This is a genomic window from Bernardetia aquimarina (assembly GCF_042180575.1).
Lineage (GTDB): Bacteria > Bacteroidota > Bacteroidia > Cytophagales > Bernardetiaceae > Bernardetia.
The window spans coordinates 3,283,161-3,309,509 of sequence record NZ_CP170094.1; the positions used below are offsets into that span (position 1 = coordinate 3,283,161).

Annotated in this window: 23 protein-coding genes; 10 read left to right on the top strand and 13 right to left on the bottom strand. The window is 30.6% G+C overall.

All coding sequences use genetic code 11. The annotated features are described in order from the left end of the window. Nucleotide 1: 1 nt before the first annotated feature. Both ACE193_RS14020 and ACE193_RS14025 read right to left on the bottom strand, forming a co-directional pair. Nucleotides 2-3,700, bottom strand: coding sequence for an ATP-binding protein (locus ACE193_RS14020; RefSeq protein WP_375558846.1), 3,699 nt, complete (start codon nucleotides 3,698-3,700; stop codon nucleotides 2-4). A 141-nt stretch (nucleotides 3,701-3,841) separates the two neighbouring features. After that, nucleotides 3,842-4,699: a metal ABC transporter permease gene (locus tag ACE193_RS14025; protein ID WP_375558847.1), complete on the bottom strand. Its 858-nt coding sequence runs from the start codon at nucleotides 4,697-4,699 to the stop codon at nucleotides 3,842-3,844. A 193-nt stretch (nucleotides 4,700-4,892) separates the two neighbouring features. On the opposite strand from ACE193_RS14025, the gene ACE193_RS14030 reads away from it, so the two are divergent. Further along, the gene (locus tag ACE193_RS14030; RefSeq protein ID WP_375558848.1) at nucleotides 4,893-5,192 is read left to right on the top strand and encodes a putative quinol monooxygenase; all 300 of its coding nucleotides are present in this window, start codon (nucleotides 4,893-4,895) and stop codon (nucleotides 5,190-5,192) included. Nucleotides 5,193-5,284: 92 nt separating this feature from the next. Here the strand turns inward: ACE193_RS14030 and ACE193_RS14035 are convergent, their stop codons facing one another. Next, on the bottom strand, nucleotides 5,285-5,725 hold the full coding sequence (locus ACE193_RS14035) for a hypothetical protein (protein WP_375558849.1): 441 nt from the start codon (nucleotides 5,723-5,725) through the stop codon (nucleotides 5,285-5,287). Nucleotides 5,726-6,315: 590 nt separating this feature from the next. Between ACE193_RS14035 and ACE193_RS14040 the strand changes: the two genes are divergently transcribed. From ACE193_RS14040 to ACE193_RS14080, 9 genes are all read left to right on the top strand, one after another. After that, a complete protein-coding gene (locus tag ACE193_RS14040; protein WP_375558850.1) occupies nucleotides 6,316-7,227 on the top strand; it encodes an SDR family oxidoreductase in 912 nt (303 codons plus the stop codon). An 89-nt stretch (nucleotides 7,228-7,316) separates the two neighbouring features. Continuing rightward, a complete protein-coding gene (locus ACE193_RS14045; protein ID WP_375558851.1) occupies nucleotides 7,317-7,859 on the top strand; it encodes an isochorismatase family protein in 543 nt (180 codons plus the stop codon). A gap of 140 nt (nucleotides 7,860-7,999) precedes the next feature. Then, nucleotides 8,000-8,341, top strand: a complete 342-nt coding sequence (locus ACE193_RS14050) for a hypothetical protein (protein WP_375558852.1) — start codon at nucleotides 8,000-8,002, stop codon at nucleotides 8,339-8,341. A gap of 1,002 nt (nucleotides 8,342-9,343) precedes the next feature. After that, nucleotides 9,344-9,682 carry an HU family DNA-binding protein gene (locus ACE193_RS14055; RefSeq protein WP_375558853.1) on the top strand — a complete coding sequence of 113 codons (339 nt, stop codon included), beginning with the start codon at nucleotides 9,344-9,346 and terminating at the stop codon, nucleotides 9,680-9,682. 141 nt (nucleotides 9,683-9,823) lie between these two features. Further along, nucleotides 9,824-10,759, top strand: coding sequence for a tetratricopeptide repeat protein (locus ACE193_RS14060; RefSeq protein WP_375558854.1), 936 nt, complete (start codon nucleotides 9,824-9,826; stop codon nucleotides 10,757-10,759). 964 nt (nucleotides 10,760-11,723) lie between these two features. After that, a complete protein-coding gene (locus ACE193_RS14065; protein WP_375558855.1) occupies nucleotides 11,724-13,289 on the top strand; it encodes a ribonuclease E/G in 1,566 nt (521 codons plus the stop codon). Nucleotides 13,290-13,923: 634 nt separating this feature from the next. Beyond that, the gene (locus tag ACE193_RS14070) at nucleotides 13,924-14,466 is read left to right on the top strand and encodes a transposase family protein (RefSeq protein WP_375558856.1); all 543 of its coding nucleotides are present in this window, start codon (nucleotides 13,924-13,926) and stop codon (nucleotides 14,464-14,466) included. Next, on the top strand, nucleotides 14,420-14,860 hold the full coding sequence (locus ACE193_RS14075; RefSeq protein ID WP_375558857.1) for a transposase family protein: 441 nt from the start codon (nucleotides 14,420-14,422) through the stop codon (nucleotides 14,858-14,860). Before ACE193_RS14070 ends, ACE193_RS14075 begins: the two co-directional genes overlap by 47 nt. Before the next feature lie 123 nt (nucleotides 14,861-14,983). Continuing rightward, nucleotides 14,984-15,559, top strand: coding sequence for a hypothetical protein (locus ACE193_RS14080; RefSeq protein WP_375558858.1), 576 nt, complete (start codon nucleotides 14,984-14,986; stop codon nucleotides 15,557-15,559). Between the two features lie 3 nt (nucleotides 15,560-15,562). Here ACE193_RS14080 and ACE193_RS14085 read toward each other — a convergent pair whose 3' ends face one another. The 10 genes from ACE193_RS14085 to ACE193_RS14130 form a co-directional block, all read right to left on the bottom strand. Then, nucleotides 15,563-16,081 (bottom strand): metallophosphoesterase family protein, encoded by a 519-nt coding sequence (locus tag ACE193_RS14085; protein WP_375558859.1) that lies wholly within the window; start codon nucleotides 16,079-16,081, stop codon nucleotides 15,563-15,565. 38 nt (nucleotides 16,082-16,119) lie between these two features. After that, a complete protein-coding gene (locus tag ACE193_RS14090; protein WP_375558860.1) occupies nucleotides 16,120-17,202 on the bottom strand; it encodes a transposase in 1,083 nt (360 codons plus the stop codon). Between the two features lie 120 nt (nucleotides 17,203-17,322). Beyond that, nucleotides 17,323-18,924 carry a bacillithiol biosynthesis cysteine-adding enzyme BshC gene (bshC, locus tag ACE193_RS14095; protein WP_375558861.1) on the bottom strand — a complete coding sequence of 534 codons (1,602 nt, stop codon included), beginning with the start codon at nucleotides 18,922-18,924 and terminating at the stop codon, nucleotides 17,323-17,325. 155 nt (nucleotides 18,925-19,079) lie between these two features. Beyond that, the gene (locus ACE193_RS14100; protein WP_375558862.1) at nucleotides 19,080-19,922 is read right to left on the bottom strand and encodes a hypothetical protein; all 843 of its coding nucleotides are present in this window, start codon (nucleotides 19,920-19,922) and stop codon (nucleotides 19,080-19,082) included. Between the two features lie 68 nt (nucleotides 19,923-19,990). After that, nucleotides 19,991-20,317 (bottom strand): nucleotide pyrophosphohydrolase, encoded by a 327-nt coding sequence (locus tag ACE193_RS14105; RefSeq protein ID WP_375558863.1) that lies wholly within the window; start codon nucleotides 20,315-20,317, stop codon nucleotides 19,991-19,993. A 221-nt stretch (nucleotides 20,318-20,538) separates the two neighbouring features. Beyond that, nucleotides 20,539-21,006, bottom strand: coding sequence for an Hsp20/alpha crystallin family protein (locus tag ACE193_RS14110; RefSeq protein WP_375558864.1), 468 nt, complete (start codon nucleotides 21,004-21,006; stop codon nucleotides 20,539-20,541). Between the two features lie 325 nt (nucleotides 21,007-21,331). After that, on the bottom strand, nucleotides 21,332-22,213 hold the full coding sequence (locus ACE193_RS14115; RefSeq protein ID WP_375558865.1) for a mechanosensitive ion channel family protein: 882 nt from the start codon (nucleotides 22,211-22,213) through the stop codon (nucleotides 21,332-21,334). 139 nt (nucleotides 22,214-22,352) lie between these two features. Continuing rightward, the gene (locus tag ACE193_RS14120; protein ID WP_375558866.1) at nucleotides 22,353-22,772 is read right to left on the bottom strand and encodes a hypothetical protein; all 420 of its coding nucleotides are present in this window, start codon (nucleotides 22,770-22,772) and stop codon (nucleotides 22,353-22,355) included. A 12-nt stretch (nucleotides 22,773-22,784) separates the two neighbouring features. After that, nucleotides 22,785-25,082, bottom strand: a complete 2,298-nt coding sequence (locus tag ACE193_RS14125; RefSeq protein ID WP_375558867.1) for a TonB-dependent receptor plug domain-containing protein — start codon at nucleotides 25,080-25,082, stop codon at nucleotides 22,785-22,787. 135 nt (nucleotides 25,083-25,217) lie between these two features. Beyond that, nucleotides 25,218-26,306 (bottom strand): ISAs1 family transposase, encoded by a 1,089-nt coding sequence (locus ACE193_RS14130; RefSeq protein ID WP_375558711.1) that lies wholly within the window; start codon nucleotides 26,304-26,306, stop codon nucleotides 25,218-25,220. Nucleotides 26,307-26,349 lie beyond the last annotated feature (43 nt).

Genomic DNA, 26,349 nt, shown 5'->3' on the forward strand with positions numbered 1-26,349 from the left:
CTTATTCCACCAAAGGCAATTCAATAAAAAAGGTAGTTCCGAAATACGGTTCTGTTTCAAACCAAATTCTTCCTCCTGCGTGTTCTATTCCACGTTTTGCTACCGAAAGACCAATTCCAGAACCTGTTGATTTAGTCGTAAAATTAGGAATAAAGAGCTTTTTGGCTGTTTCTTCATCAATTCCCTTTCCATTATCACGAATATAAATAATGATTGTTTTTGGCGATTTTTGATTTGTCTTTTCTAAGACTACATTGATATGTGGATCTTTTTCTTGAACTGCTTGTATTCCATTCAAAATAAGGTTTGTCAAGATTCGTCCCATTAGTTTTGCATCTCCATTTATATAAAATTCTCCTTGGTCAATAATTGCATCAAGACGAACACTTCCATCATTTTTGTATAAAATTAGTGTTTCTTGTAGCACCATCGAAACATCAAAACGCTCTGTTTTTGGAATCGGCATTTTTGCAAAAGCCGAAAATGAAGTCGCAATATCACTCAATGTATCTACTTGAGTAAGCAAACTTTTAATCGAACGTTCGGCAGGTGATTCTTCATTGGCAAGAACACGCTGCAAATGTTGCAAAGTCAGTTTCATTGGCGTAAGAGGATTTTTTATTTCGTGTGCCACTTGCTTTGCCATTTCTCGCCAAGCAGATTCTTTTTCGCTGGCAGCAAGTGCAGCTCTACTTTCTTCTAATTTTACAAGCATTTTATTATATTCTCCTACCAAAAGACCAATTTCATCATCTGATTTGTAATCTAAAGGCTTATTATCTCCACTCAATGTAATTCTTTTTAGGCGAGAAGTAACAAGACTCAATGGTTTTGTCAAATCCCTAGAAGCAAAAAAGGAAAGTACCACCAAAAGCAAAAATATTCCTGTAAAAACATTAAGCATCGTCGAAACAACTTCCAAAATCTGCTCATCAGCATAACGTTGAGATTCGAAAAAGGGAACATCTACCACCCCCACAATTTCGCCAGTAGCAGGAGAATTTACAACCACATAAGCCGAATTATAATCTAGCTTTCCAATAGATTCACTCAAGATTGTTTTGCTCTGTTTTTGTTCTATCAAAAGTGCCATTGCCTTAGGATTGATGAGTGAAGATACTAATCCATTATCATAAATGGTCGGTTGTGAAGAAGCCAAAAGTACTCCATCTCTATCAAAAACATTGATTTCTGTTTGGGTAAGACGAGCAATTTCTTGAAGTGATTGAAGTAATTCATCTTTTGTAATGTCTTTGTAAACTACATAATCAGTCAGTTTGGTAGAAAAATTTTGAGCTACATTTTCAGCTTTTTGAAAGTAAGTTTCGATAGTTTGATTTTTGTTTTCCGAATTCAGAATACTTACAATCAGAATACTAAGTAAAATAGTAGGCAAGAAAAAAGCAAGATTAAGATAAAGCTGAATTCTGCCAGTAAGATTGAAAGTAAAAGGTTGTTGTCTGAAATAAAGTCTATAAACAGCCAAAAGCAAAAGCATTGTTAAGACAATACAAATAAACTGCATCGAAAAATTAGTTAAGACAGATTTTAAAGGATATTTTACTGAAGAAATAACAACAGCTTTTTTAGATTCATTTTCTTTTACCAAAAGGTGTTTGTAAGAGGAAGTAGAAAAAGTAGTAACAGAATCAAAATTATTCAAAAAATCTTTTGAATACACAAAATTTCCTTGTGTATAAACAGGCTCTCCCCCTTTAAAAATAGAATAACTCCACGCATTTCTTCCTCCCCAACGATTATAGTTTGAATATGGATTATCAGATAAAAGATTGGGATAAACACTATTTGAAACTATTTTTTTGAGTTGTAATTCTAATACAATTTTTCCAATCTTGACACCACTTCTACTGATTTCACTAAAAGCAAAATAGCGTTTTGTATTGGTGGATAAATCATGAACTAAAAAAATATCTTCATATTCAGTCGAATAAGCTGGTTGTGCATATCGTGAATACATTTCATCAAAAGTCATTGTATTTTCATAGGGCATTCCATTTCCATTAAACAAATGAACTTTTATATCATATTTATCAAAATAATAATCCAAATAAAACTTTCTTATTTTTCGTGTAATAATATCTTTTGTTGTAAAAGAAGTCATCAATCTATTCTTGATAATTGGGTCAAAGGGAAGTGATTCGACCACGTCATTTAATAAAAATTCTCCTTGCAAATCATTTTCTAATAAAAGTTGGTCGGCAAAGTTTTCTTTGGCTACTCTTTCTCTAGTTTGTTCAAAACAATAAATAATATAACTACTCATAATCGAAGTAGTAATTGCTCCCAAGAAGATATAAATAAAAATTTGATAGGTAAAAGAACGTTCCGAACGAGGCAATTCTACAAAAATAACAACCAAAATATAAATGGTATGAATCAGAGCAATCCAAGCATCTGATAGATTTGCATGAACACTAAAACCATAAATACCACTCACAACCCAACCAATCAAAATACCCACAGAAACTAATAAAATCAACTTTTTACCTTCTACATGTAGCCATTCAATAAACCTAACCAAAATATGGATGAGTAAAAAATAGGTTGTTGCTGTCAAGATTCCTATAAAAAGAGCTATTATTTTGAGAAGCGAAAAATCTAATTCTCGTGTAAAATCTAAAGAAATTTGGGGAGAGTGAATATAAAGATTACGAAGATTGAGAAAATGATAAAAAGCAATCGCAAAAGAAAGCGTAATAGCTATCACAATACCAAAACGCTTGCGTTTTCGGCTTCCGATACTTCTCATGTGAGAGAGTTCACTAAAATGAACAAACAAAAAGCTACTCACAATAAAAATACATAATACATTCAGAAATAAATCTCCTAATGAAGGTGCAACAATGGAAGAAGCATAATAACGAGCATTAAAGAGAATTGTAGGCAAAACACTATTAGGCAATTCTAAGAAAAGCATCAAAAAACGAATCCCTATAAATGTACTCAAAAGCGTAAAAAAGGCATACCAAACCTGTCCTTGTCTCAAAAAATAAAGCATCGAAACTCTAGCTTGTAAAAACACAAAAACACAAGCAATAATCATAAAGAAAAGTACAGTATAGTTTTGTGAAGATTGCCAACTATAATCTGAAGGAAAGATAAGTGCAAAAAGTAAGTTGCTTCCTGTTCCATAAACTCTATATGAAGAACCTTCTGGATTGAGTTGAAGACTAATATCAGAAGTAGAAAAAAGTTTTGGATTAACACCTAAAGTCAGAAATTGATTATAAATTTTATATTCAGAAGCTAGTGGAATCAAAACCACCCCTGTCATATTATCATACTTGGTAACTATGATTTTCTGTTTTACTAAAAACAACCCTTTTGGCGTTTCGATGGTGTATTCTGAATAGTTATTTTTGAGTTGATCGTAGGAAAGTAAATAGGTATTATCTGTCCAAAAAAGCAATTCACTATTTCTAAAAATATAAATTGGATATTTTTCTGTGTTGGAAGTGAGTAGCGAAAAGTCTAATTTCTTGTAATTCTGAATGACTGCTTCTTCTAATTTTGTAAGTTCTATCTCTGCAACTTCTAATTCTCTATCTACCTTTTTTCTGACTTCTTGTGTGTATTCGTTGTAATCCTTTGTATTTACCAAAAAATATCGAAACCCCAAACCAGCCAACAATGCAGCTAAAGCAATAAATAAGAAAGAATACGAAACTGATTTTGACATATTTTTTAGCAGAAAAATGCAGAAGTAATTAGCTTATTTTTAGTCTCAAATTTTGAACCTTAAATTTTTGCTTGTTTAAAAGTAACAAAATTCAATATAAGAAAGCTATAAAAACTCTGTTCTACCAATAAATCATTGAAACTATTTATTTTTTTTAATTCTGACAAACAAAAAAACAAGTGCAAAAATAACTCCTGCTACACTCGTCATCGAACCTGCAATGGAAGCATTGAGAAAAGAAGCTGTATAATACCCCAAAATAGCTGTAATTATTCCAATAAAACAGGATAGAAAAAGCATTTTTTTGAAATTAGTTGTCAGTAAATAAGCTGTTGCTGGAGGAACAACCAAAAAAGAAAGTACCAAAACTGCTCCCACAGACTCAAAAGCTGCCACTGTAGCCAACGAAACCAAACTCATCAGCGAATAATGCCAAACTGAAACATTGATACCAATAGCCGAAGCAAAAGAAGGGTCAAAGGTTGTGAGTAGCATTTCTTTATAAAAAACAGTAACAAAAAATAGAATAATCAAAAGTACAGAACCAATCCACCAAGCAGCCTTTGCACCCAAGTTCAGTATTGCACCATCATCCAAATCTATGCGCCAAACGTGAAGAGGAACATACGCAATTTCACCAAAAAGCACACATTCAGCATCTAAATCTACTTTACTAGCAAAAACTGAAATTAGAATCACACCCAAAGCAAAAAGAGATGTAAAAGAAACTCCAATAGAAGCATCAGTTTGTAACTTGCCTTGTTTGTGTAAAAACTCTATTAAAAGTGTCGTAAAAACTCCTAAAATAGCAGCACCAATCAACATAAAAATAGAATCAAAACGCTGAACAATCAAAAAAGCAATCACAATTCCAGGCAAAACAGCATGAGAAATTGCATCTCCTACCATCGCCATTTTGCGTAAAACCAAAAAACAGCCTAAAATTGCACAACTAACAGCTACCAAAATACCGACCAATATTATCTGAAAATCATTCATTGAAAAAATTGAAATAACCTAAATTTTAGATAAAACAAACTTAAATTTGTAAATTCATTGTAGCCTATTTCACTTTGAAGAGATAAGCTATTTATTATAAAGATACTTCTAACCCAAAAGTTAGATAAATCTAAAACAAATTTAGTATAAAATTTAGACAAACTTTTAAACCTAATTTAAACCCATCCTACAAATGAACTTATTACGTGTCGTCAGAATGACTTTTGAAGAAAAATATATTCAAGATTTTATTGATAACTTTGAAGAAAACAAACAGAAAATTCGTCATTTTGAAGGATGTAAACATTTAGAATTATGGCAAGATGCTCATAATCCGTGTATTTTTCTGACATACAGCCATTGGGAAAATGAAGAGAAGTTGAATAACTATAGAGACTCTGAGCTTTTTGGAAATGTTTGGAAGAAAACAAAACAATGGTTTGCTGAGAAACCTATTGCTTTTTCGTCGTTTCAGAAGTCTTTGGTAGAATAAGGAATAATTACGAATACATTTGCAAAAAAAAAAGAATCACATTTTAAATAATGGGATTCCTTTTCTATATATTTTAATTTTCAATTTTTACTTTATGCAATATTAAATTTACGCTTATTGAGCGTTTTTAATTCTTCTTTTATTTCCTCTTTTTTTAAGTCATTTTCTAAAATAGAAAGATATGATTGTAAATTTTTGAGTAATTGTTCGAATTTTTGGAGAAAAATTTCTATAGGTTCTGAAATATTGCTTTTCATTAAAACACCTAACGAATTATAAGTTGTTTCTACTACTTTTTCTACTTCTTGCGTTTTATGAAATTGCCTTTTTGCATACTCTAAATCTGCGTGTTGCCAAGCCCAATTTTTTAATTTTTCAACAGAACTATTCATTTCAGTAACTTTTTTTGTGTTGTTTTGAATAATTGAAAGGTTTCTTTCATTTGGATTAGCAAAAAATTCAAATACAACACCTACAAGTGAGGAAATATCAGTTGTGTTTATAGTTAGAATAGGTTGTGGAGAAGTGAACATGTTTAAAGAATTATTAGACAATTTATTAAGTAATATAGATAGGTTGAAAACAAATAAAGATGTGCTATTTCTGACTGAAAATCAGCGTTTTATTTGAATAAATGTAAAGATTAAAAAATAATTAGTAGTCGTTGTGAAATCTGTTTTTATATACGGACACTTTATAAAAATAGTTGTCAATTTTTCAATTTTGTTTAAATTCTTAATAATTTCTTACTTTAGTAATAGATTATTCACTTTCTATCTGTCATTACTAACCCTTTCTGTACGATGATATAGTATTTTTCTTGTACCCTACCATTTTTTTGTAACTGGTTAGTGAGTGATTTATATGATGAGATACAGAATAATAATATTATAGACCATTTTGTAAATTGCAGTTTTTTATTAAAAAATGTAATTAACATTCAAAAAGTCGGTGTTTTTATCTCTTTAATCCGTAAAATCTGTGTGTTATAAAAATAATAGGGTAAAGTAGTATTACACTACAAGGATACACTATCATTTAGAAACAAAAAATTGTTTCTACTTACAAAATCTATTATCTTAGACAAAAATTTTTTATAAAATAAACTTAACTAAATATAGCTATGGAAAATGACAAACCAACCTACGCACACCCTATGATGCGTGAAGATGCACTCAAAGGAAAAACTATTGTTATTACAGGTGGTGGTACAGGTTTAGGTCGTGCAATGGGAACATATTTTTTAAAACTGGGAGCTAACCTTGTCATTACAAGTCGTAAATTAGATGTTTTGGAAAAAACAGCTAAAGAAATGGAAGAAGAAACAGGTGGAACAGTACTTCCTTTGGCATGTGATGTACGTGATTATGACCAAATTGAAAAGATGCTTAAAGATTCTGTTGAAAGATTTGGAAGTATTGATGGACTTCTTAATAATGCAGCAGGAAATTTTATTAGTCCGACAGAAAGATTGTCGCATCGTGCGTATGATACAATCGTTGATATTGTTTTGAAAGGAACGTATTATTGTACACTTGCTTTTGGAAAATATTGGATTGAATCAGGAAAGGCTGATAATTATGCTAACCCTAAAACAGTTTTGAGTATCGTAACTACGTATGCAGAAACAGGTTCAGGTTATGTTGTTCCTTCGGCGACTTCGAAAGCTGGCGTTGTGGCTCTTACCAAATCTCTAGCCGTAGAATGGGCAAAATATGGTATTCGTTTCAATGGTATTGCACCAGGAGCATTTCCTACTAAAGGAGCTTGGGAACGCTTGATGCCTAAAAATTTACAAGATAAATTTGATATTAAAAATCGTGTTCCTTCTCAAAGAGTAGGCGACCATCAAGAATTAGCTAATCTTGCAGCCTATCTTATTTCTGATTATTCTGCTTATATCAATGGGCAAATTATTACGATTGATGGTGGCGAAGTAGCACAAGGTTCTGGACAGTTCTCTATGTTAGAGCATGTTCCTCAAGATATGTGGGATATGGTCGAACAAATGACTCGTAGTGCAAAAAGTAGTTAAATTCTAAATCAATTACGAATTAAAAATTACGGATTACGCAGTTTTTAATTCGTAATTTTTAATCCGTAATCCGTAATTTTACCTAAGTTATGCAAATCAAAAAAGATGATAGCCTTTTACTTTTCATTGATGTACAAGAAAAATTATTTCCTCATATAGATAAGCATTTTGAGTTAGAAAAAAAGCTCAATCAGCTTGTTGAAGGAATGCAGGTTTTAGAAATTCCGATTATTGTTACAGAACAATACATAAAAGGACTAGGAAAGACAATCAGTTCAGTTTCTGAAAAGCTAAATAAAAATACAGCTATTTTCGAAAAGATGACTTTTAGTTGTATGCAAAATTCAGAAATTGCAGCAGCTATCGAAAAAAGTGGAAAAAGAACAATCATTTTAGCAGGAATAGAAGCACATATTTGTGTTCTTCAAACAGCTTTAGATTTGTGTGCAGAAGGTTTTGATGTTGCTTTGGTTCTTGATGCAGTTGGTTCTAGAAGTGAAGAGAATAAAAGCATTTCTGTTTTGAGATTACAAAATAAAGTAGCTTTTACAAGTGTAGAATCTGTACTTTTTGAGCTTTGTGAAGTGGCAGGAACGGAGCAATTTAAAGCTATTTCTAAGATTATTAAATAGGGTATTTTGTTGTTGATGGAGAGACCAACAACGGCAAATAAAGATAATGCTAGAATAATATAAAAAAATGGAATCAGAAATACTAGCTTGTCGTATATATCCTTTACCTACCAAATGGAACTAATTATTTTGAACAAGATTTGATTATAAGAAATAAAATAATTGAATTATTTGATTATTGTCAAATCTTTGAAGCTATTATTTATGATAAAGGCTGGGAGTTTTTATTCAAAAATTATAGCCTAAAAGAACTCATTGAAATAGATAAAGAAAGTGGTTGGTTTGATGATGAAGATACAGGAGAAACAATAAAATCTTTTTATTACTATTCTTTTTTAAGTGGTTTCAATCCCTTAACAATGCAGTATGGAAATTATTTCGAATTTACTAATGTTTTTCAAAGTGTAGAAGGAAATACTGGTGAAATTGATTGGGAAAAAATTTATAATCTTAAAAATAATGGTAACTATTTAGGTAGTTAGTTTCCATTTGACTTTTGCCCTTGACGTATTTTTTGAATTGTTTTAAATACATTTAATAATGAAATTATTGCAAAGAATCTATCCTTATAAAAAGAACACCACCAAATTTTGAATAAAAAAAACTTTTGAAAAATCATAACTCTACATTTACTAAAAAGTTTATAGTAATACTATCAATTATCATTTTGTTTTATTCAATTTCAAATAAACTAGACACGATACTCCCTGTTATAATATTTTTTATCAAAAAAAAATATTGCTAATTCATTCATTTTCAGTAATTTAGCATTTGAAAGCTCTAAAGATAATTTTCAAACTATTTTTGCAGCTAAAAATGATTCAAAATTTGTAAGAAAATTAGACAGAGAAGGACATTTTCATTGAAAATAACCTAACTCAAAATACAATCTCATCATAAAAACAAATTTTTAATAGAATTTTACTTGCTAAATACAAATTACAAAAGTACCTTTGCACTCCCAAAAGGATTGACAACAATCTGACAATGAAGTGGTTAGTTTTAGTATTTTATCAAAAAAAGTTAATTTATTAAACTATTACTTCAGAAAAAGATGAGAATTAATGGTCAAAAATAGGCTGTAAAAATCATGCTTTAAATTAGAATATATGTAGAAATCTATTTGAATAGTTTTATTATTCTGAATTTGATGTTTTTTACAATAGTTTGTTTGGATTTATGGAGGCTTATCTTATTTGTTTGAACGTGACGTTTTACCCTTATTTGGAAGACAAACAACTAAATATCAATGGAATATAATTGGGAGAGTTTAAAAAAAATAGTTTAGTTAGTAAGCTATTTTATAAATACTCAACCGAATTCTAGATAAAAATTAGAATATAGGCTGAATATTTTATTTTGTCTATTATTTTGATTTTTGTTATCATACTTATTGAATTTTATTTTTGATACACTGATTTTGATAAATCAAGCTCATCAATGTCATTTAAAATTCATTCTTTTAACCCAAAAAAATAACCACAGTGACTAAAGCAGATCTTATTGCAGAAATCGTTAATCGCACAGAAAAAGATAAATTAGACGTTCAAAATATCGTAGAAGAATTTTTTAATGTCGTAAAAGACAATATGGCAGATGGTGAGAACATTTATGTTCGTGGATTTGGAAGTTTTGTCAATAAAAAAAGAGCTAGAAAAGTAGCTCGTGATATTGCAGCTAAAAAACCAATGGTCATCGAACCTCATTTTGTGCCTAGTTTCAAACCAGCCAAAACATTTGTAGAAGCTGTAAAAAGTAGTGAAAAACTACTTGCAGAAGTAGAACTAGAAGAATCTGATAGAAGAATGAAAGCAACAGCTTAATAAAATTGTAAATTAGTAGGTTAAAGGCTTGCCTTTGACAATGTTTGTGCCTTTTGAAACAAATACACTCAAAGGCAAACCTTTTGACCTACAAATACATTATATTTTGGCTAGTTTTTACAAAAATAACATTCTTTATTTATGCAAATCAAACAGTATTCACTTATCGCAGCAGGAGTTGGATTGACAGCTCTTTTGGCCTTTTTGCCTAAAGGAGTTGTAAAAAATGATTCTGATGCTTCTGCAAATCGTGATAAAGGTGTTGTTTCGGCTTCTTCTTCTCTCAATCAAGAATTTAGTCAAGAAACTACTATTCCTGATGGACATAGTGAAGATGACGGACATGACCATAGTAATTCTAATTCAGAAGAAACCCATGATGCTACTGCACAGCACATGATGACTGTTTCAGAGGAAGATAAAGAATTAGTAAACTCAGCTCGTACTCTTTACTTTGAGGTTTCAAATAAGGCAAATGTAAGTCATAATGATGAACATCAAGCCTTAGAAAACTTTATTGAAAAGCTCAAAAAAATCAGTCTTTTTGATAGTGCAGCCTATTATTTGGCTCTTGAAGCAGAAGAAAACCCAACTTTAGGGCATAATCTTGCTGCTGCTGATGCCTATTATGAAGCCTCTGTTTTTGCTATTGATCCAACAAAAGCAAGTGTGGCTTCTGAAAAAGCAAGAAAGTATTACGAATTGGTTTTGAAAGAAAACCCACAAAATACAGATGCCAAAGCGCAACTAGCAATGACTTATGTAACAACTCCTAATCCGATGAAAGGAATTGCTATGCTTAGAGAAATTGTAGAGCAAGACCCAAATCATGCAAAAGCGATTGAAAATTTAGGTTTACTTTCTGTTCAGTCTGGACAGTATGATAAAGCTGTTACTCGTTTTGAGAAATTGGTAGAACTCAAACCAGAAGATGTTTCGGCACATTTATATTTGGGAGTGAGCTACAAAGAAATAGGTGCAAAAGAAAAAGCCAGAAAAGAGTTAGAATTTGTCTTTGATAATGCAACTGACCCAGCTTTAAAAGATGCTGCTAAGGAATATTTGAAAGGACTTTAACTTTAGATAATAAGTCGCTTGTGAGGACACGAGCAACAGTAGTTTTTTGTATATTATACTTTAATAGATAAATTTACCATTGCTTGTGTCCTCACGAGCGATATTACAACTAAATAGGACAAATTTTTATTAATTGTATGATTTTTGCACTATTTATGGTATCTTTGCCAAAATTAGGTGTAGAGTAAGTAAAATCAAATAAATTTGATTTTCTCTCTATTTTTGAGTATATTATTTGCTTAGAAAGACACTTTATAGGATTTAGCTTTCAAAATAACTTTATGTGTTTAGGTGAAGATTTAAAACCATATTTTGAAAACTGGCAAAACCAAAAAACAGCTAAATTCAACTTATACTTATTTGACTTATATAATAAACTGGATTGTGAATTTTATACAAACAACAACCATTTATTAGTAATTATATTTCAAACTCATTTTCAAAAATTTATTTAATCATTTAAATCAACAACATTATGCCTTGCGGAAAAAAACGTAAAAGACACAAGATTGCTACTCACAAACGTAAAAAACGTCTTCGTAAAAATCGTCATAAGAAAAAATAATTGATACTCTCTACAAAAGCAGATACTTTAATAAACAGAATTTACTGTTGATAAAAGTTTCTGCTTTTGGTATTGAAAAGCGTTTGTGGCAAAATGTAGCAAACTCTTTTTTCTAACGATATTTTCAAAGTATCGGCTATTTTAGAAACTACTATTTACTTTAGTGATAAAATAGTTTAAATGTATGCTACATTATTTGCATTTTTTATGTAAGGAATAGAAATTAATTAACAGAGACAATTTAGAACTCAAGATTTTGATAGTCAATGTATTAAATTCGTAATTCGTAATTTTCAATTCGTAATTGTTCCTAAGCCATAAACGAAGCAAAGAATCTTCCTAACCGAGTTAAAGCGCAGGTTAGTTTAGATGAATTATTCAACTAATCGAATTACGAATGTGAGTAACGAATTAGTAATTAATGCCACTCCTGAAGGAGGGCGAATTGCGCTTTTGCAAGATAGAAACTTAGTAGAGTTTCATCATGATGAGGGAAATCATCAGTTTTCAGTAGGAGATATGTATTTAGGAACAGTAAGACGTATTGTTCCAGGCATGAATGCAGCTTTCATAGACATTGGATATGAAAAAGACGCATTTTTGCATTATTTGGATTTAGGTCCAAATGTAAGTTCTTTGATAAAATATACGAAGCAAGTACGTAGTAATAATCCAAAAAATGGACAGCAAGACTACAAGTTTACTAACTTTCAGCTTGAAAAGCCAATCGACAAACTCGGTAAAATGGGTGATGTCTTGAAGCCAAATCAACTGGTTTTGGTACAAGTAGTTAAAGAACCAATTTCAACAAAAGGACCTCGTTTGTCGTGTCAGCTTTCATTGGCTGGTAGATATTTGGTGTTAGTTCCTTTTGATGAGCGTGTTCTTATTTCTCGTAAAATTACTAGCAAAACCGAACGCCGTCGTCTTCAACGTCTTATTGATTCTATCAAACCAGAAGGTTTTGGAGTTATTGTACGGACTGTTGCAGAAGGAAAAGATGTAGCAGAACTCGACAGAGATATGAGTACACTTTCTGATAAATGGCGTGGAGGAATGGCTAATCTTGCTAAGGCAAAGCCTAGAGATAAAGTAATTGGAGAAATTAGCAAAGCAACTTCTATGCTTAGAGACCTCTTAAATGAGAGTTTTGATAGTATTACAGTAGATGACGCAAGTACATTTGATACCATAAAGGAGTATATTCACAAAATTGCGCCCGATAAAGAACGCATCGTAAAGATGTACAATGGAAGAGGCAAAATTTTTGAAACCTTTGGTATCGAAAGACAACTCAAATTGCTATTTGGAAAAACAGTAAGTTTGCCAAGTGGTGGGTATTTGGTTATCGAACATACAGAAGCGCTGCATGTTGTAGATGTAAATAGTGGTAACAAATCGTCTTCAGAAAACGACCAAGAAACTACTGCACTTAAAGTCAATATGGAAGCTGGAGCAGAAGTAGCACGACAACTGCAACTTCGTGATATGGGAGGAATTATTGTTATTGATTTTATTGATATGCGAAAAATAGAGAATCGTCGTGCCTTGTATGAACACATGAAAAAAGTCATGCAAACCGACCGTTCGAAATTTACTATTTTACCACTTTCTAAGTTTGGATTGATGCAAATTACACGTCAGCGTGTGCGTCCCGAACTAAACATTGCAACTAGAGAAATTTGTCCTTCGTGTAACGGAACAGGCAAAATTTCGGCATCTATTGGTGTAGCTGAAGCCATTACGCATAAGCTAGACTATATTTTAGGCAAACAAAATGAGAAGAAAGTTACTATTGCTTTACACCCTTATTTATATGCTTTTTTTACAGCAGGATTGATTTCCGAACGTATGAAATGGTTTTTTAAATATTATAAATGGGTAACTTTAGTAAAAGATTCTTCTTTAGCTCTCACACAGCATCATTTTTATAATGCCAATGGAGAAGAAATAGAAATGGGATAAGCCCATTTTACAGAAAACTTACAAAGCTGATTGAGTAATTGTATTTATTTAGTACTAAATAAACATATTCATTCTCTTTTATTCATAAAATAAGACAATTAAATGTCGCCTACTTAGAGAACAAAGACTTAACAAAAGAGAATATTTCCCTCTCTTTTTGTGCAAAAGCAAGAAAAACCTTAGCCAACGGAACGGCTAAGGTTTTTTTGTGTTTAAAAAATAATCTTAGCTAGTTATAAATGGAAGGAAAAAGAAATAAATTGTTTTTTTTGCTAAATTTGGTAGTGTAGTAAAATTGTGTTTGGTCTTAAATTAGTTTTTTAATTGAACAATGCCAATTTCAAAATATGTCTTTTCTAGCTCTCCTTATCATCCATGATAACTTTATACATCATTTTTTCATGATAAATCAACTCTTTTGAGAAGCAAGTTGTTCTACGATTTGTCCTTCTATTTCGTGTTCTAATCATGGTATTATTTCCTTATATTGCTTTAGTAAATTCTTTATCCTCTTTATGTTTTTCTCTAGGAAAAACCTTCGCAAAACCTTTAAATTTATCAACTTTCTGAAACATATACAATAGACTTTAAAACGTAAATTTTATTATATTAGTGGTCATTTTATCCTTACTTTATGATTGATTTATCTAACTTACGTAAAAAAGAAAAGCCTTTTATGGCTCTTACTAGCTTGACTATCAAAGAATTTGATGAGTTATTAGCTACTTTTTCTCCACTTTGGGAAAAACATTATATGTATTATGACCTCAAAGGAAAGGCTAGAAATAAGCCCACCTTCCGAGAACACGCAAAAATACAACTAAAAGGTAGTGAAATGAAACTTTTTTTTATCCTTTACTACTTGAAAAACAACCCTTTACAGGAATCTTTAGCTCTTACTTTTGATGTTTCTCAAGGAAAAGTTAATCAATGGATTAACAGCCTTCTTCCCATTTTAAAAGAAAGTTTAAGAAAAATTAATGTATTGCCTGCAAGAAATGAATCGGAATGGACAATAAAACTTGCAGATCGTGTTGAAGAAGCAGGTAAAGCCTTAGAGTTATGGGTAGATGGAAGCGAACGTGAAATTCCTCGTCCCTCCGATTACAAAGCTCAAAAAGAAGTATATAGTGGAAAAAAAAAAGCACACTATAAAAAATACTTTAGTTACAGATAAACATCAAGAGGTAGTCTTTTTAGGAGATACAGAAACAGGAAAAGTACACGATAAACGTTTATTAGAAGAAGATGATATTACCTTTCCTGAGGGAACTATTCTTCATCAAGATACTGGCTATCAAGGGCATAGACCTAAAGGTGTCCTTATTGAGCAACCAAAAAAAAAACCTAGAGGAAAAGAATTATCGGAGCAGGACAAGGCAGAAAATAGTAAAAAGTCTAGTCGTAGAGTACGTGCAGAACACAGCATAGCAGGAGTAAAAAGACTTAGAATTGTCTTAGATGAAATCCGATTGTGGGGAGAAGAGATAAGAGACCAAGTCATGGAAATTGCGTGTGGTATTCATAATTTAAGGGTAAAGAGAAGAATAACCTATCAAAACTTATCGTAATAAAGTCTAATGGGTGTTTTTTTAGTATATCAACAGTTTTTATTATTTTTGATAAAATTTAACAACATACAGACGTAAAGTGAAAAATTGTATTTATCTTTGTTGATAAAAAAAAACAAAATTATGTATCGTCTTAAAAAACTGATTAGCTTTTTTAGTTTATTTATCTTCTCAGTTATTTTTAGTTCTATTTCTTACAGTCAAAATAGTTTCTCTTATCAAGACTATTTTCCAAAACAAGAAGTTGATTCTATTGAATGGTATTATGGAAATATTCCAAATAAAAAAGATTCTACATTAAATCTACAACTAGACCAAGAGATTTATTATAGAGATGAAATATTTCCTTTTGACAATCTTAAAATACTAACAGAATCTTATTTTGAAAAACGAGCTATTCTGATAGATAATTCTGATATTCAAAATCTAGTACAGGTCTTTCCGATAGATAGTTGCGAGAGTTATCCCGTTTGGCGTTGTGGTAGTCCTATTTATAGAGATATTTTAGTTTTCTACAGAAATGGAATACCTATTTCGGTATTAAAAATATGCTTTTCTTGCACAACTACTTGTTTCATAAGTAGTGATAGACAAATAGATAAAAATGCAAAATGTCTTGCAAATTCAATTCCTTTCAGAAAAATTGTTAAAGAATGGGTCAGAAGAGGTTGGATTGATTTGAGAAAAGGTAGTAGATAAAAATTATACATCATCTTCGTCTGTAATTGTTCCTCGTTTTCCTAGTTCTATTACTTCTACATTTGTGATTTTGGCATTGTTTATTTCTAATCGAATGAGTGTTCTGATATGATGAAAACCATGTTTTCCTGCTGCTCCAGAATTAAAATGAATAAGTTTACGTTTTTGGTCAGGCATTATTTTAAGGATATGCGAATGTCCACATACAAAAACTCTAGGTTGTATCTCATCTAATTCTTTCCTAATTTCTGGCTTATAATTGGGTGGATAACCTCCAATATGGGTCATAAAAACTTTCAAATCTGCACACTCAAAAATCTGATTTTTGGGATATCGAACCCTCATTTTTTGGTCATCAATATTTCCATAGACAAAAATAGTAGGTTTAAAGGCTTCTAATTCATCTGCTACTTCCATACTTCCAATATCCCCTGCATGCCAAAGTTGGTCGCAATCTTTAAAGTACGTTTTTACTTGTGGGTCTAAATAAGAATGTGTATCTGAAATAATTCCGATTTTCATTTTTGCTTTTAAATGTTAGAGTTGAATTTTATGGTTCTTTATGAATTCGGTTGCAAATACACTTTATCACTAAAAATAAATCGTATCATTTTCTTGAAATTATGAGTGTATCTAAATCCTCTAGCTACTCTTTTAATTACCTGTATAGTTGAATTAATTCCCTCTAAAATACCATTTGTTAGTTTAGAAGAAAAGTAATTTATAATACCTTCAAAATGACGATATATTGTCTTTGTGAATGGATTTTTGGGTTTTATTTCTTCTGCAAAATCAGCCATAAACAGTAATTGTGCTTTGGCTTCTTCTATTGATTTGTTCTCGTAAAAACTTTCAAGTTTTTCCATACTAAGTACTAGACTATCATAAATTGGTGTTTTCTTTAACTTTTCTAAGTGTTTGTATAATAACTTAATTACATGCCATTTATCAAAAGTAAGAGCTGCATTTGGAAAATATTCATTGGCTGCACTAATGAAAGCAGGAGACATATCAATAGAAATCTCCTTTACTGTATTAGGATTAGGATGGTGTAGAGCTAATTGCTCAAAAGTAGCCCCTGATTTCCCATCTTCTATTGCAATTATTTTTGAAGTTTCCATATCTATAAAAGAAGTGATATAATCATGTCCTTTTTTAGTAGAAGTTTCATCTGCTCCTATTTTTCTAACTGCTCCTAGAGGTGGATTTTCATTTAAGTCTTGCGTATAATAGTGATAAATGTGTTCCACTCGCTGTGTATAAATACCTAGTTGTTTAGCTACTTTTTGAAAACAATGATATATTTTTAGTAAATCCATTACTTTTTGCTCATAAAGTAGAGTAAAACGAGAAAACTCTCTAGAAAAATCTACTTTAAGTTGAGAAGTTTCTTTAGTAATTTTGTTTTGATAAATAGGTAGTTTACAATGAATAAAACAGCGATATTCAAAAATATTTAAATGCTCCCACTCTCTATCTTTATAGCTATGAATACGCCAGTCTTCAAAAGCAGAAGGACGGTAAGTAGAACAAACTTCAACATAAACATGAACCTTTTTGGCTAATTCATCTTTATCAATTTGACGAATATGAAAAGGAGCGACAATATGTAATAATTCATCAAAAACAATTACACTATCCATAAAAATGATATTTGTAATAAAGAGAAAATAAATGCTAATTTAAACATTTGCAACTAAAATCATAAAGAACCAATTTTATTTTCTTTTTCTCAAAATGAGAAAGTCTGACCTACAATAATTTTACTCTGTAACAATCAAAAAACACAAATCAAACGGATTTAGATTTTCTTGTATTTTATCTAAAAAATCTTCATCATTAATTACAAAACTCAAAAAATTATCATAGCGTTCTTGCAAACTACCTTTTGGAAACAAATTTTCTTTTACGGATTTTATTTGACCAATAGCATCTGATAATTTTCTCTCTTCTGCTTTTCGGAGTTTTTTAGAAATATGCTCTATTCGTTTTAAGGCTCTATGTTTTTCTCCTGCAATGGACTTTTGAAGAGAAACATCTGTCGTATTAATAGACTTTGTAGATTTTGCTTCGATTTTATCAAAAATACTTTCTATTTCTTTTCCTTCATTCTCTAATAAAACATCATTTTCTGCATTTTGCGTAGCATAGTTTATCCTAAGTGTATCAAAAGAATTAAAAATATCTTCAAAAGAAAGACTCGTTTTATTCATTTTTTGATGAATAACTTTAGGAATAAATAAGACAAAATTACGAGGCAAAAGAATTGGAAAATCGACATCAAAATAATCAAACATAGATTTTAATTGCAACCAATAAGCAAGCTCTCCTGGTCCTCCTGTGTAGGAAAGATTCGGCAAAATAATTTCTTGATAAACAGGACGAAGCGCAACATTTGGACTAAATTTTTCAGGATTTGATTCTACCAACTCCATCATTTCTGATTCTGAAAATATAATATCAGTATTCAAAACACCAAAAAGGTTGTTTTCTGCATCCTTAATTATTCGTTCTCTCAAATTATCTTCTAAATAAAAAAGATTGATTTCTCGTGGTGTAACCTGTGTTTTGTAACCTAGTTTGTCTAATTTTTTGCTACTCTCTTCAATTTTTAAATGACTTTTCTGAGTTTTTAATTCATTTTTAATGATTGGAATAAATAATCTTTTTAAATCTTTATCATCTCCATCTAAGATTACTAAATTATCTTTTTGATAAAATGAATGCACGATATTTCGTGTTGCTTGAGCTAAATTCTCATTTTTGTCTTCTGCTTCTTTATAAAATTTCCCTAGTTCTTTTGCTTTTTCTTCTTTAAAACCTAAGTTTTCTAACCCCTTTGTATTCATCCTTCCAACTGCTCCTTTTTGGTCAGTTTGCCACGTATATTTGTTACCAAACATATTGAAAGAAGCAATTTCTTCTAAATCATGGTCTTCGCTCGCCATCCAATAAACAGGCACAAAATCATAGTTAGGGTACTTTTCTTTCAATGTTTTGCAGGCATTTATTACTGTTTGGATTTTGTAATGAAAATAAAGTGTTCCTGTATAAATATTGAGTTGATGCCCTGTCGTAACTGTAAAAGTGGTTTCTTTTTGAAGTAAATTTATTGTTTCAGTAGGTGGATTTTCTGTATTTTTATATTGATTGTGTAGAGAGTTTACTAAAACCTTTCGCTTATTATCTGTAAATGAATTATTCTTTATTTTTAATTCAATCTGTTTTTCAAAGTCTTCTAGTTGAGGTAAATTTCCATACAATTCTTTTAATTCTTCTTTTTGAGAAATATAATCTAAAAAAAGCTGTGAAAATTGATTCGTTTTTGAAAAATCTAATTTGTGTGTAGAATAGTGGGAAGACATAAGCAAAAAAGTAGTATTGTTTTGGCTAAAACTCTAATAACAACAAGTCTTAAAGTAAGTTTTGAAAGTCAGAAAGAAAAAGGTAAGATACAGATTTTTTAACTTTCTAATTCATTTAGCTATTTTGAATTATGATTTTTTAGGGGAAAATTATCTCAAACCACCTTCAGAAAACCAACAGCTAAAAGTTCTTCTTCACTTTCTTGTCCTTCTTTAAAAACAGAAATACGATATGTTCCCTTTAGCTCAAAAGATTGTTCGAAAAACGAAAAACGCAGTTCTTTGTCTATAAAAAAAGTTTCTTCTATATATTTTTGATAAACTCCTTCTTTATTTTGCTTTTCAATAACGACTTTTAAAGATTGTGAATTGAAGGGAATTTCGTCTTTTATAAAAATATAAATTCCTTCTTTTGCCTTTTCTAATTTGAATGTTTTTTGATGTGAAATTGGGTATTTTTGTTCGTCTAAATCATTACTAAACAAAATTTTTGATTTGTAATGAATCGTAATTTCTTTAGAAACAAGAATTTTTTTATCAGCATCTGCAATCGAAATTTTATAAACTCCTGCTTGTAGAAACGTGTATTGAAGGGCTGCCCAATTACGTTTTTTATTGATATAAATCTTTTTATTATCGTATTCTTCAAAATGTTCTTCAGTAGTACTTTCCTTTTTAGAAACTACTTTTTTATCGATAAAAAGATATAGCTTTGGGTCTGTAATTTCCGTTTCACTTCTAAACAAAACATACAAAAAACTACCCTCAATAGCATCAATTTTCCATTCATTGCTGGTATAATTTGGGTCTGCAATGCCGTTTTCATTGTATTTGGCTGTCAGAAAAAGTTCTTGTGCTGATAGAGTAGAAATCAAGAAATAGAAAAATAGAAACCATAAAACACAAAAATAGTCTTTCTTAAATTTGAGTGTAGAAATTGGTCTATAAATGAAATATAATAAAAAAAGTGTTGAAAAATTCGCTAGAAAGCGATTCATAAAAGTAGATTATTGAGAATAATAGGATAATTTTTTTTAAGCAGATTGATAAAATGTCGTTTTACTAGCTATTGTAATTTTTTGTTTTCTTTATGTCTTGTGCTATCTCGCTTTGTTTTTTTGTCTAAATTTTTCTGTAATGCTTCTGTCAAATTTACGCCTGTTTGATTTGCCAAACAAATAATCACAAAAAGAACATCAGCTAGTTCGTCTGAAAGCTCTTTGTCTTTATCAGATTCTTTGAAAGACTGTTCCCCATATTTTCGTGCAATAATTCGGGCAACTTCTCCTACTTCTTCGGTTAGCATTGCCATATTGGTAAGTTCATTGAAATATCGAATTCCGAATTGATTTATCCAATCATCAACTGTTTTTTGAGCTTCTTCTAAAGTCATTTTAAAGTTATTTTGTGTGAGAATGATAATAAGGATTACAAAAATAGAAGCTATTTGTTTAGGTCTGTTCGAACAAAAATCGAACAAAAAAACCGTTTCAAGGAAACGGTTCTTTTGGATTTCACAACTTAACTACTGTTGATCTTAAATATTTTGAATATTTTCTAATTATCTATATGTTTTCTGATATTTCGTATCTGTATTTTAGTATTTTTACAAAGCTACGAAATACTTACTTTTTTCTTGTTAATTACTTCAGCTTTCTTAGGCAAAATGAGTTTTAATATTCCATTTTGGTATGAAGCTGCGATATTTTCGCTATCTACATTTTTTGGCAGTGTAAATGAGCGTTTGAAAGAAGATGAACGAAACTCACGACGAGTGTAATAATTCTGTTTTTTATCTTCTGAGTCTTCGTTTGAGCTTTCTTCTTTTTCCTCTTTCATTTCTGCCGAAATAGTAAGTTTATTATCTTCCATTTCGATATTGAATTGGTCTTTTTCAAAACCTGCTGCCGAAACTTCAATCAAATGTTCATTTTCATTTTCGCTGATATTTACGGCTGGCATCGGAATTTCTGAACCAAACATACTTCTATTACTAGGAAGAAAATCTTGCTCAAAAAATTCTGCAAAAGATGAAGGCAAAAAAGAGTTGTTTAAATTCTGTTTATATTTTATGAGTGTCATAATAATAAAAATTTAAGTGATTAAGGAATAAATTAAAAAAAAATTCTTTAAAATAAATGCGACTATTTTATATTATTCTTAGTTGCATTTGACTTATATTATTCAAATTATGAACCAAAAGGCTTTAAAAGCATTTTGTGATAAAAATATGACAAATTGACATTTTTTTGTTGTTTTGGTAATAAAAATCAATTTTTTGATATGTCAAAATGACTGTGTCTATTATGCAATCAATATGATATATGAAAATTTGATGCCAAAAAATCAATACTGCTTTTTTTAACTTCTCTTTTGGACACTTTCTACACTATTAACAACCTCTACTTCAAATTGTTTGTTTGTTCTGTTTTTCGGTATCTTGACTTTGACTTAAATGACGATGAGGAACACCCAGTTTTATTCCTTCTTCATCAAAACGATATTTTATATCTCTAAGCAAATCACAATACATATCAAAAGAAGTAGAAAGGTCTTTTGCCCAAACGCTGGCTCTTATTTTTATTCCTCGTTCGTCCATTCCAGTAGTTCTGACAAGCACGATAGGTTCTCCTTTTATTTTTTCTTCTAATGTTCTTCCATCTATCTTATTGGGATGTTTTATTGCTTCTTCTTCCATTATTTCCATTGCTTTTTTCAAATCAGAATCATAATTAATCCAAATTTCCACAAAACGTTGAATAGTAGGGTCTTCTATGGTAGAATTAACAATTACATCACTGCTAATATTAGAGTTTGGAATAATAATTCGTCTGTTTTCTAGCCCTTTAATCACTGTATGACGTAGCGTAATATCTTCCACAGCTCCAAAATGTGTACCTACAACAAGAATATCTCCGACACGAAATGGCTTAAACCAAACAATAAAAATTCCACTTACAATATTACTAAAGGCTTGTTGAGAAGCAAAAGCAATAAAAGCAGCGAAAATACTAGCACCAGCAAAAAGAGTAACAGCCAGCGCACGTAGTGAAGGAATAGTATAGGTAATAAGTAAAATAGTCAAAATAACGATGATGAAGTTTACACCATTTTTGAGAAAACGAAGACGAGTAGCATTGTCATAGTCTTTTGATTCTTGAGAGTCAGCAATATTTCTCAAGTGCTTATTAATGGCTGACTTTGCTAAACGAGAAGCAATTCCTGCAATAATAAGAATCAAAATGATTGTTAGTAAAAGTCCTGTATCGAAAGGAATAATTTTATCCATGGAATAAATTCAGAAGTCATATATATGAAGTTAGAAATAAATACAAAGATAGAATGAAAATACAATTTATCCATAGAGTTATGGAAGAAAAAAGAGAATGAAAATATATTTTACTGTTTATCTAAATATTATTGTTTTATCAAAAACTACTTATGGAATCTTTACTAAATAAAGTTTTTCTAAACTCATTTGGCTTTTTATCATTGAGTAGTTCTAACCCTCCTTTTAACTTCATTATTTCTGCAAAGTGTTCTTCTCGTTTTTGATACTGTATTTTGTTGGTATAAGTAGTAATAAGCATAATTTCGAAAGGAGTATCTTCACTAGAATCCATCAAAAAAAGCTCAAAAGAATTGATATATTCTTTTTCTAAAGCCATTTCTCTCAAGACTTTCCAGTTTTTTTGATAATAAAAAATAGCTTCTTCTTTGTTGTTATTTACTATCTGGACAAAATCAATAGTTGATAGTTTTTTAGTATTTTTTGTTCTGCTAGTTTTGATACTTGTACAACCAAATATCAAAAAAAGTAAGAATATAAATATTGACTTATTTTTCATAGCCTTTTTTGATTAAAACTTCCAATTAAATCCCAAATTCCATCTCAAAGGGTCTTGTGGAACACCTACAAAAGAGGTTACATTGGGTAGTGAGGCATTATAATAACGAGCATCTAATAAATTTTTAATACGAACAAAAACAGTAAATTTTTCTTTGATATTATAACCTGCATACAATGAAGCTATCCAAAAAGGGTCATTACCAAGAGGATTTCCTGCATCATCTTTGAATGTGGTGTGATAACTTGTACTTCTATACAAAACGGAAGGTGTAAAATCAAAGTTTTTGTAAGAAAATTCACCCATTAGTCGTAGTGTGTGCATAGCACTAAGGGGAAGTTGTCCTCCATTAAGTTTTCCATCAGAATAAGAGTAAGCTAGATTTGTATGCACTTTCCAATCTCCAAATTTTTGATGATAAATAGCTTGAAAAGTTCCTCCATAAGTGGTTGCACTTCCTTGATTTACAGATACTTCAGCAGCGCCAACATCAATACCTTTAAAGGTCTGACCTGATTGAATAACATCTACAATCAAATCTGTAAGTGTATTATGATACACATCAGCACCAAAACGAAGATTAGTTACAGGAGCATAAGAAGCATTGACTTCAAATGTTCGATTTCTTTCTGGACGTAATTGTGGATTAGGTAAGTGATAAAAAGGCAAGGCAAAACCAGTAACTTGATTGTTATCATTAGTAACAGGTATAAAATCGCCAAAATGTTGAAATGTTTTTTGATTAGAAGGAGCTAAAAAAGCCTCTCCATATAAAAGTTTGATATTGAATTTTGCATCAGGCGAAAAAACAAGACCTACACGAGGATTAAAAGCACCTTCATAACGAGTATTATAATCATAACGAGTTCCCAAAGTCATATACAAACGGTCTGCAAAACTGGTTTTGAACTGTGCATAAACACCATAGTTTTGATATTCTGTCCAATAAAAATTTTGAAAAATAGTCAAATCATTTCCTGAAGAATCTAAGACATTGGTACCAATATAGTATTGTTGAGATGAAAATTCAGGAATATTTCCATTGTATGGGTTGGGTAAATCACCTGTTTGTGGAAGTGCCTTTGCATTTTGATAAAGAACACCAAAAGTAAGATTAGTTTTTTCTGTAAAATAATATTGAAATTGTTGGTCAAACTGAAAAGTAGATTCAGAAGCATACTTATATCCCTTTTGATAGCTAGAATAGACATTTTCAAAATTTGAATCTTCATCTACAGTAAAGTGATTGAAAGACGCAATCGTTCTGAAATAAAACTTGTCTATCGTTCTTTGAAAAGAAGTATAAATATTTGTCAGATTTGTACCATATTTAATGTCTTTTTTGAATAATGTATATTCTGGACGATTGGCAACAGAAGTTGAATGTGTTTGTTGATGATGTGTAAAACCTACCGTAAAATTTTCTCCAACACCTATTTTTGCACCTACATTATAGGCTTGTGTAGGCATTGCGAAAGGCTCAATTTCTACTGTTCGTGTTACATCAGGTACAAACTGACTTGCCAAAACTTCTCCGTTAGTTTGATAACGATTGATATACCAATCAAAATCTTCTTTATAAAATTCTGGAAAATTAGGTTCGGCAGAATAATACTGTTTTCCATAAATCATTACTGAAATATCTTTTATTGCTGCACCTGCTACAAACGAATTATCGGCTGTATTGAATCTACCAAAAGAAGAATTTATTTCTGCCCCTTTTATTTCTGCTCCATTTTTGGTAATAATATTTATAATTCCTGAAAAAGCATCTGCACCATAAAGAGCCGAAGCAGGACCCAAAATAACCTCAATTTGTTTGGCGTGATAAATAGCAAAGTTATGCTGAACAGGATGCAAAACTCCTGTAATAGAGCTGATTCTGATTCCGTCTTGCAAAATTACAAAACGTTCATTTCCTCCAATTCCACGAATAGAATAATAACTATTTGTATAAGTATTTGCTTTTTGTTGGATTTCAATTTCTGGAATATCTCCCAAAACATCCTCCAAAGAAGTATAACCTCGCTGTCTGATTTGTTCTTCTGTAACGACATAAATTGTTGCTGGTGCAGTTCCTATACGCTCTACACTTCTACTTGCTGTCATTACTCGTGCATTTGACCATAGATTTTCATAATCGACTTCTTCATCTAAAAGCTCTTGCAAAGAAGACTCAAATGAATGTCGCATGGTAGAGTCTGGAGCAGCTACATTACCTTGTTGCACATTATCTTGACTATAAGAAAAATTTATTTTTGCAAAAAAAACAAGGATGCAAAAAGTAAAAAAATAATAAATTCTATTCATAATCAATGGCAATTTTTAGGAAAAAGAAGTAGTAATAGAGTGTGTGAAATTAAAAGGGAAACTTCCACGTATCAAATTACTCATAACTAACCTTTTTTCAAAATTATGTTGGGTAAAATCAGACTAAACGCACTATTAAATGAACATTTTGGTAAAAAGTTGTTCAGCATAGCTTGTATTCCAATTAATTTTATTCATCATTTTTTTAGTGCTAAGTTTAGTTTCATACATTTTAGCAGCATTTAGTATTATTTTTCTGACTAGTGCTAAATTATGAACTGAATTGTCTTTTCGGTTTCTTTTTTCGTCTTCTTTTAAAATAACGTCTAGTTGCCAATGTAATTTATTTTCTATTGCCCAATGCCCTCTAGCTAATTTATAGGCTTGTTTTGCACTCAAATTTTTAATACTTGAGATATAATAGCGTATATGTTCTCCTCGTAATGAGCTATTTGTAGTTAATTTTATTAAAGTTACTAAACCTAACCAATTAGCTAGATTTTCTATCCATTTACAGTTTGAACTTACCTCTACTTTATATTCTACTACTTGATTAGCACTTGCTGACCAATCTTGTGTCTCAAATATATCATCAGCCTTTTCTACTTTAAAAGTAAGCTCTGTTTGCTCTAAAAGATGTTTTTGGTTTCCTTTTAGGGCTAAAAAATAATCTCCTTCTTTCTCTATAATCTGTTGAGCAATCGCTTGTTGTGTTCCCATAGCATCTAAAGAAACAACATATCCTTTCAAATAAAGCATTCCTAAAAGAGCTGGAATAGCCGTAATTTCATTACTTTTTTCTTCTACTTGAACCTGTCCTAAACTCAAACCTAGTTCACTAGCAACAGCACTAACTAAATAAATCCCCGTTTTACTACCCCGAAGAGCTTTTCCATCCACACTAATTTGCTGATAAGGTAAACCTAAATCTTTAATGCAAGCTGAAATCCAATCCATAAAACAACTATTAAAAAAAGCACTATCTAAGTGTAAAAAAACTCTACGTATAGTATCATGGGAAGGAATTCCGTTAGGCAAACGTAGAAAATTTTGTAAAAATTCCTTTTTCTCAATACCAAAATCGGCTATTTCTTCATAACCATCTGCACCATGAAAAATAGCACATACACTTAAAAGCAAAATATCCTGCAAATTGTGCAAGTAATTTTTATTTTGCCTACGAAAATCAGGAACTTCTGATAAATAAGAGCTTAAACTGACCATAAAAGAGAAAAAATTAAAAGTGAGAACGAAAATTAACTCTTTT

Excerpts from the sequence above, each read along its gene's own strand:
- ACE193_RS14020 (WP_375558846.1), bottom strand. The coding sequence starts at position 3,700 with ATGTCAAAATCAGTTTCGTATTCTTTCTTATTTATTGCTTTAGCTGCA.
- ACE193_RS14025 (WP_375558847.1), bottom strand. The coding sequence starts at position 4,699 with ATGAATGATTTTCAGATAATATTGGTCGGTATTTTGGTAGCTGTTAGT.
- ACE193_RS14030 (WP_375558848.1), top strand. The coding sequence starts at position 4,893 with ATGAACTTATTACGTGTCGTCAGAATGACTTTTGAAGAAAAATATATT.
- ACE193_RS14035 (WP_375558849.1), bottom strand. The coding sequence starts at position 5,725 with ATGTTCACTTCTCCACAACCTATTCTAACTATAAACACAACTGATATT.
- ACE193_RS14040 (WP_375558850.1), top strand. The coding sequence starts at position 6,316 with ATGGAAAATGACAAACCAACCTACGCACACCCTATGATGCGTGAAGAT.
- ACE193_RS14045 (WP_375558851.1), top strand. The coding sequence starts at position 7,317 with ATGCAAATCAAAAAAGATGATAGCCTTTTACTTTTCATTGATGTACAA.
- ACE193_RS14060 (WP_375558854.1), top strand. The coding sequence starts at position 9,824 with ATGCAAATCAAACAGTATTCACTTATCGCAGCAGGAGTTGGATTGACA.
- ACE193_RS14070 (WP_375558856.1), top strand. The coding sequence starts at position 13,924 with ATGATTGATTTATCTAACTTACGTAAAAAAGAAAAGCCTTTTATGGCT.
- ACE193_RS14080 (WP_375558858.1), top strand. The coding sequence starts at position 14,984 with ATGTATCGTCTTAAAAAACTGATTAGCTTTTTTAGTTTATTTATCTTC.
- ACE193_RS14085 (WP_375558859.1), bottom strand. The coding sequence starts at position 16,081 with ATGAAAATCGGAATTATTTCAGATACACATTCTTATTTAGACCCACAA.
- ACE193_RS14090 (WP_375558860.1), bottom strand. The coding sequence starts at position 17,202 with ATGGATAGTGTAATTGTTTTTGATGAATTATTACATATTGTCGCTCCT.
- bshC (WP_375558861.1), bottom strand. The coding sequence starts at position 18,924 with ATGTCTTCCCACTATTCTACACACAAATTAGATTTTTCAAAAACGAAT.
- ACE193_RS14100 (WP_375558862.1), bottom strand. The coding sequence starts at position 19,922 with ATGAATCGCTTTCTAGCGAATTTTTCAACACTTTTTTTATTATATTTC.
- ACE193_RS14105 (WP_375558863.1), bottom strand. The coding sequence starts at position 20,317 with ATGACTTTAGAAGAAGCTCAAAAAACAGTTGATGATTGGATAAATCAA.
- ACE193_RS14110 (WP_375558864.1), bottom strand. The coding sequence starts at position 21,006 with ATGACACTCATAAAATATAAACAGAATTTAAACAACTCTTTTTTGCCT.
- ACE193_RS14115 (WP_375558865.1), bottom strand. The coding sequence starts at position 22,213 with ATGGATAAAATTATTCCTTTCGATACAGGACTTTTACTAACAATCATT.
- ACE193_RS14120 (WP_375558866.1), bottom strand. The coding sequence starts at position 22,772 with ATGAAAAATAAGTCAATATTTATATTCTTACTTTTTTTGATATTTGGT.
- ACE193_RS14125 (WP_375558867.1), bottom strand. The coding sequence starts at position 25,082 with ATGAATAGAATTTATTATTTTTTTACTTTTTGCATCCTTGTTTTTTTT.
- ACE193_RS14130 (WP_375558711.1), bottom strand. The coding sequence starts at position 26,306 with ATGGTCAGTTTAAGCTCTTATTTATCAGAAGTTCCTGATTTTCGTAGG.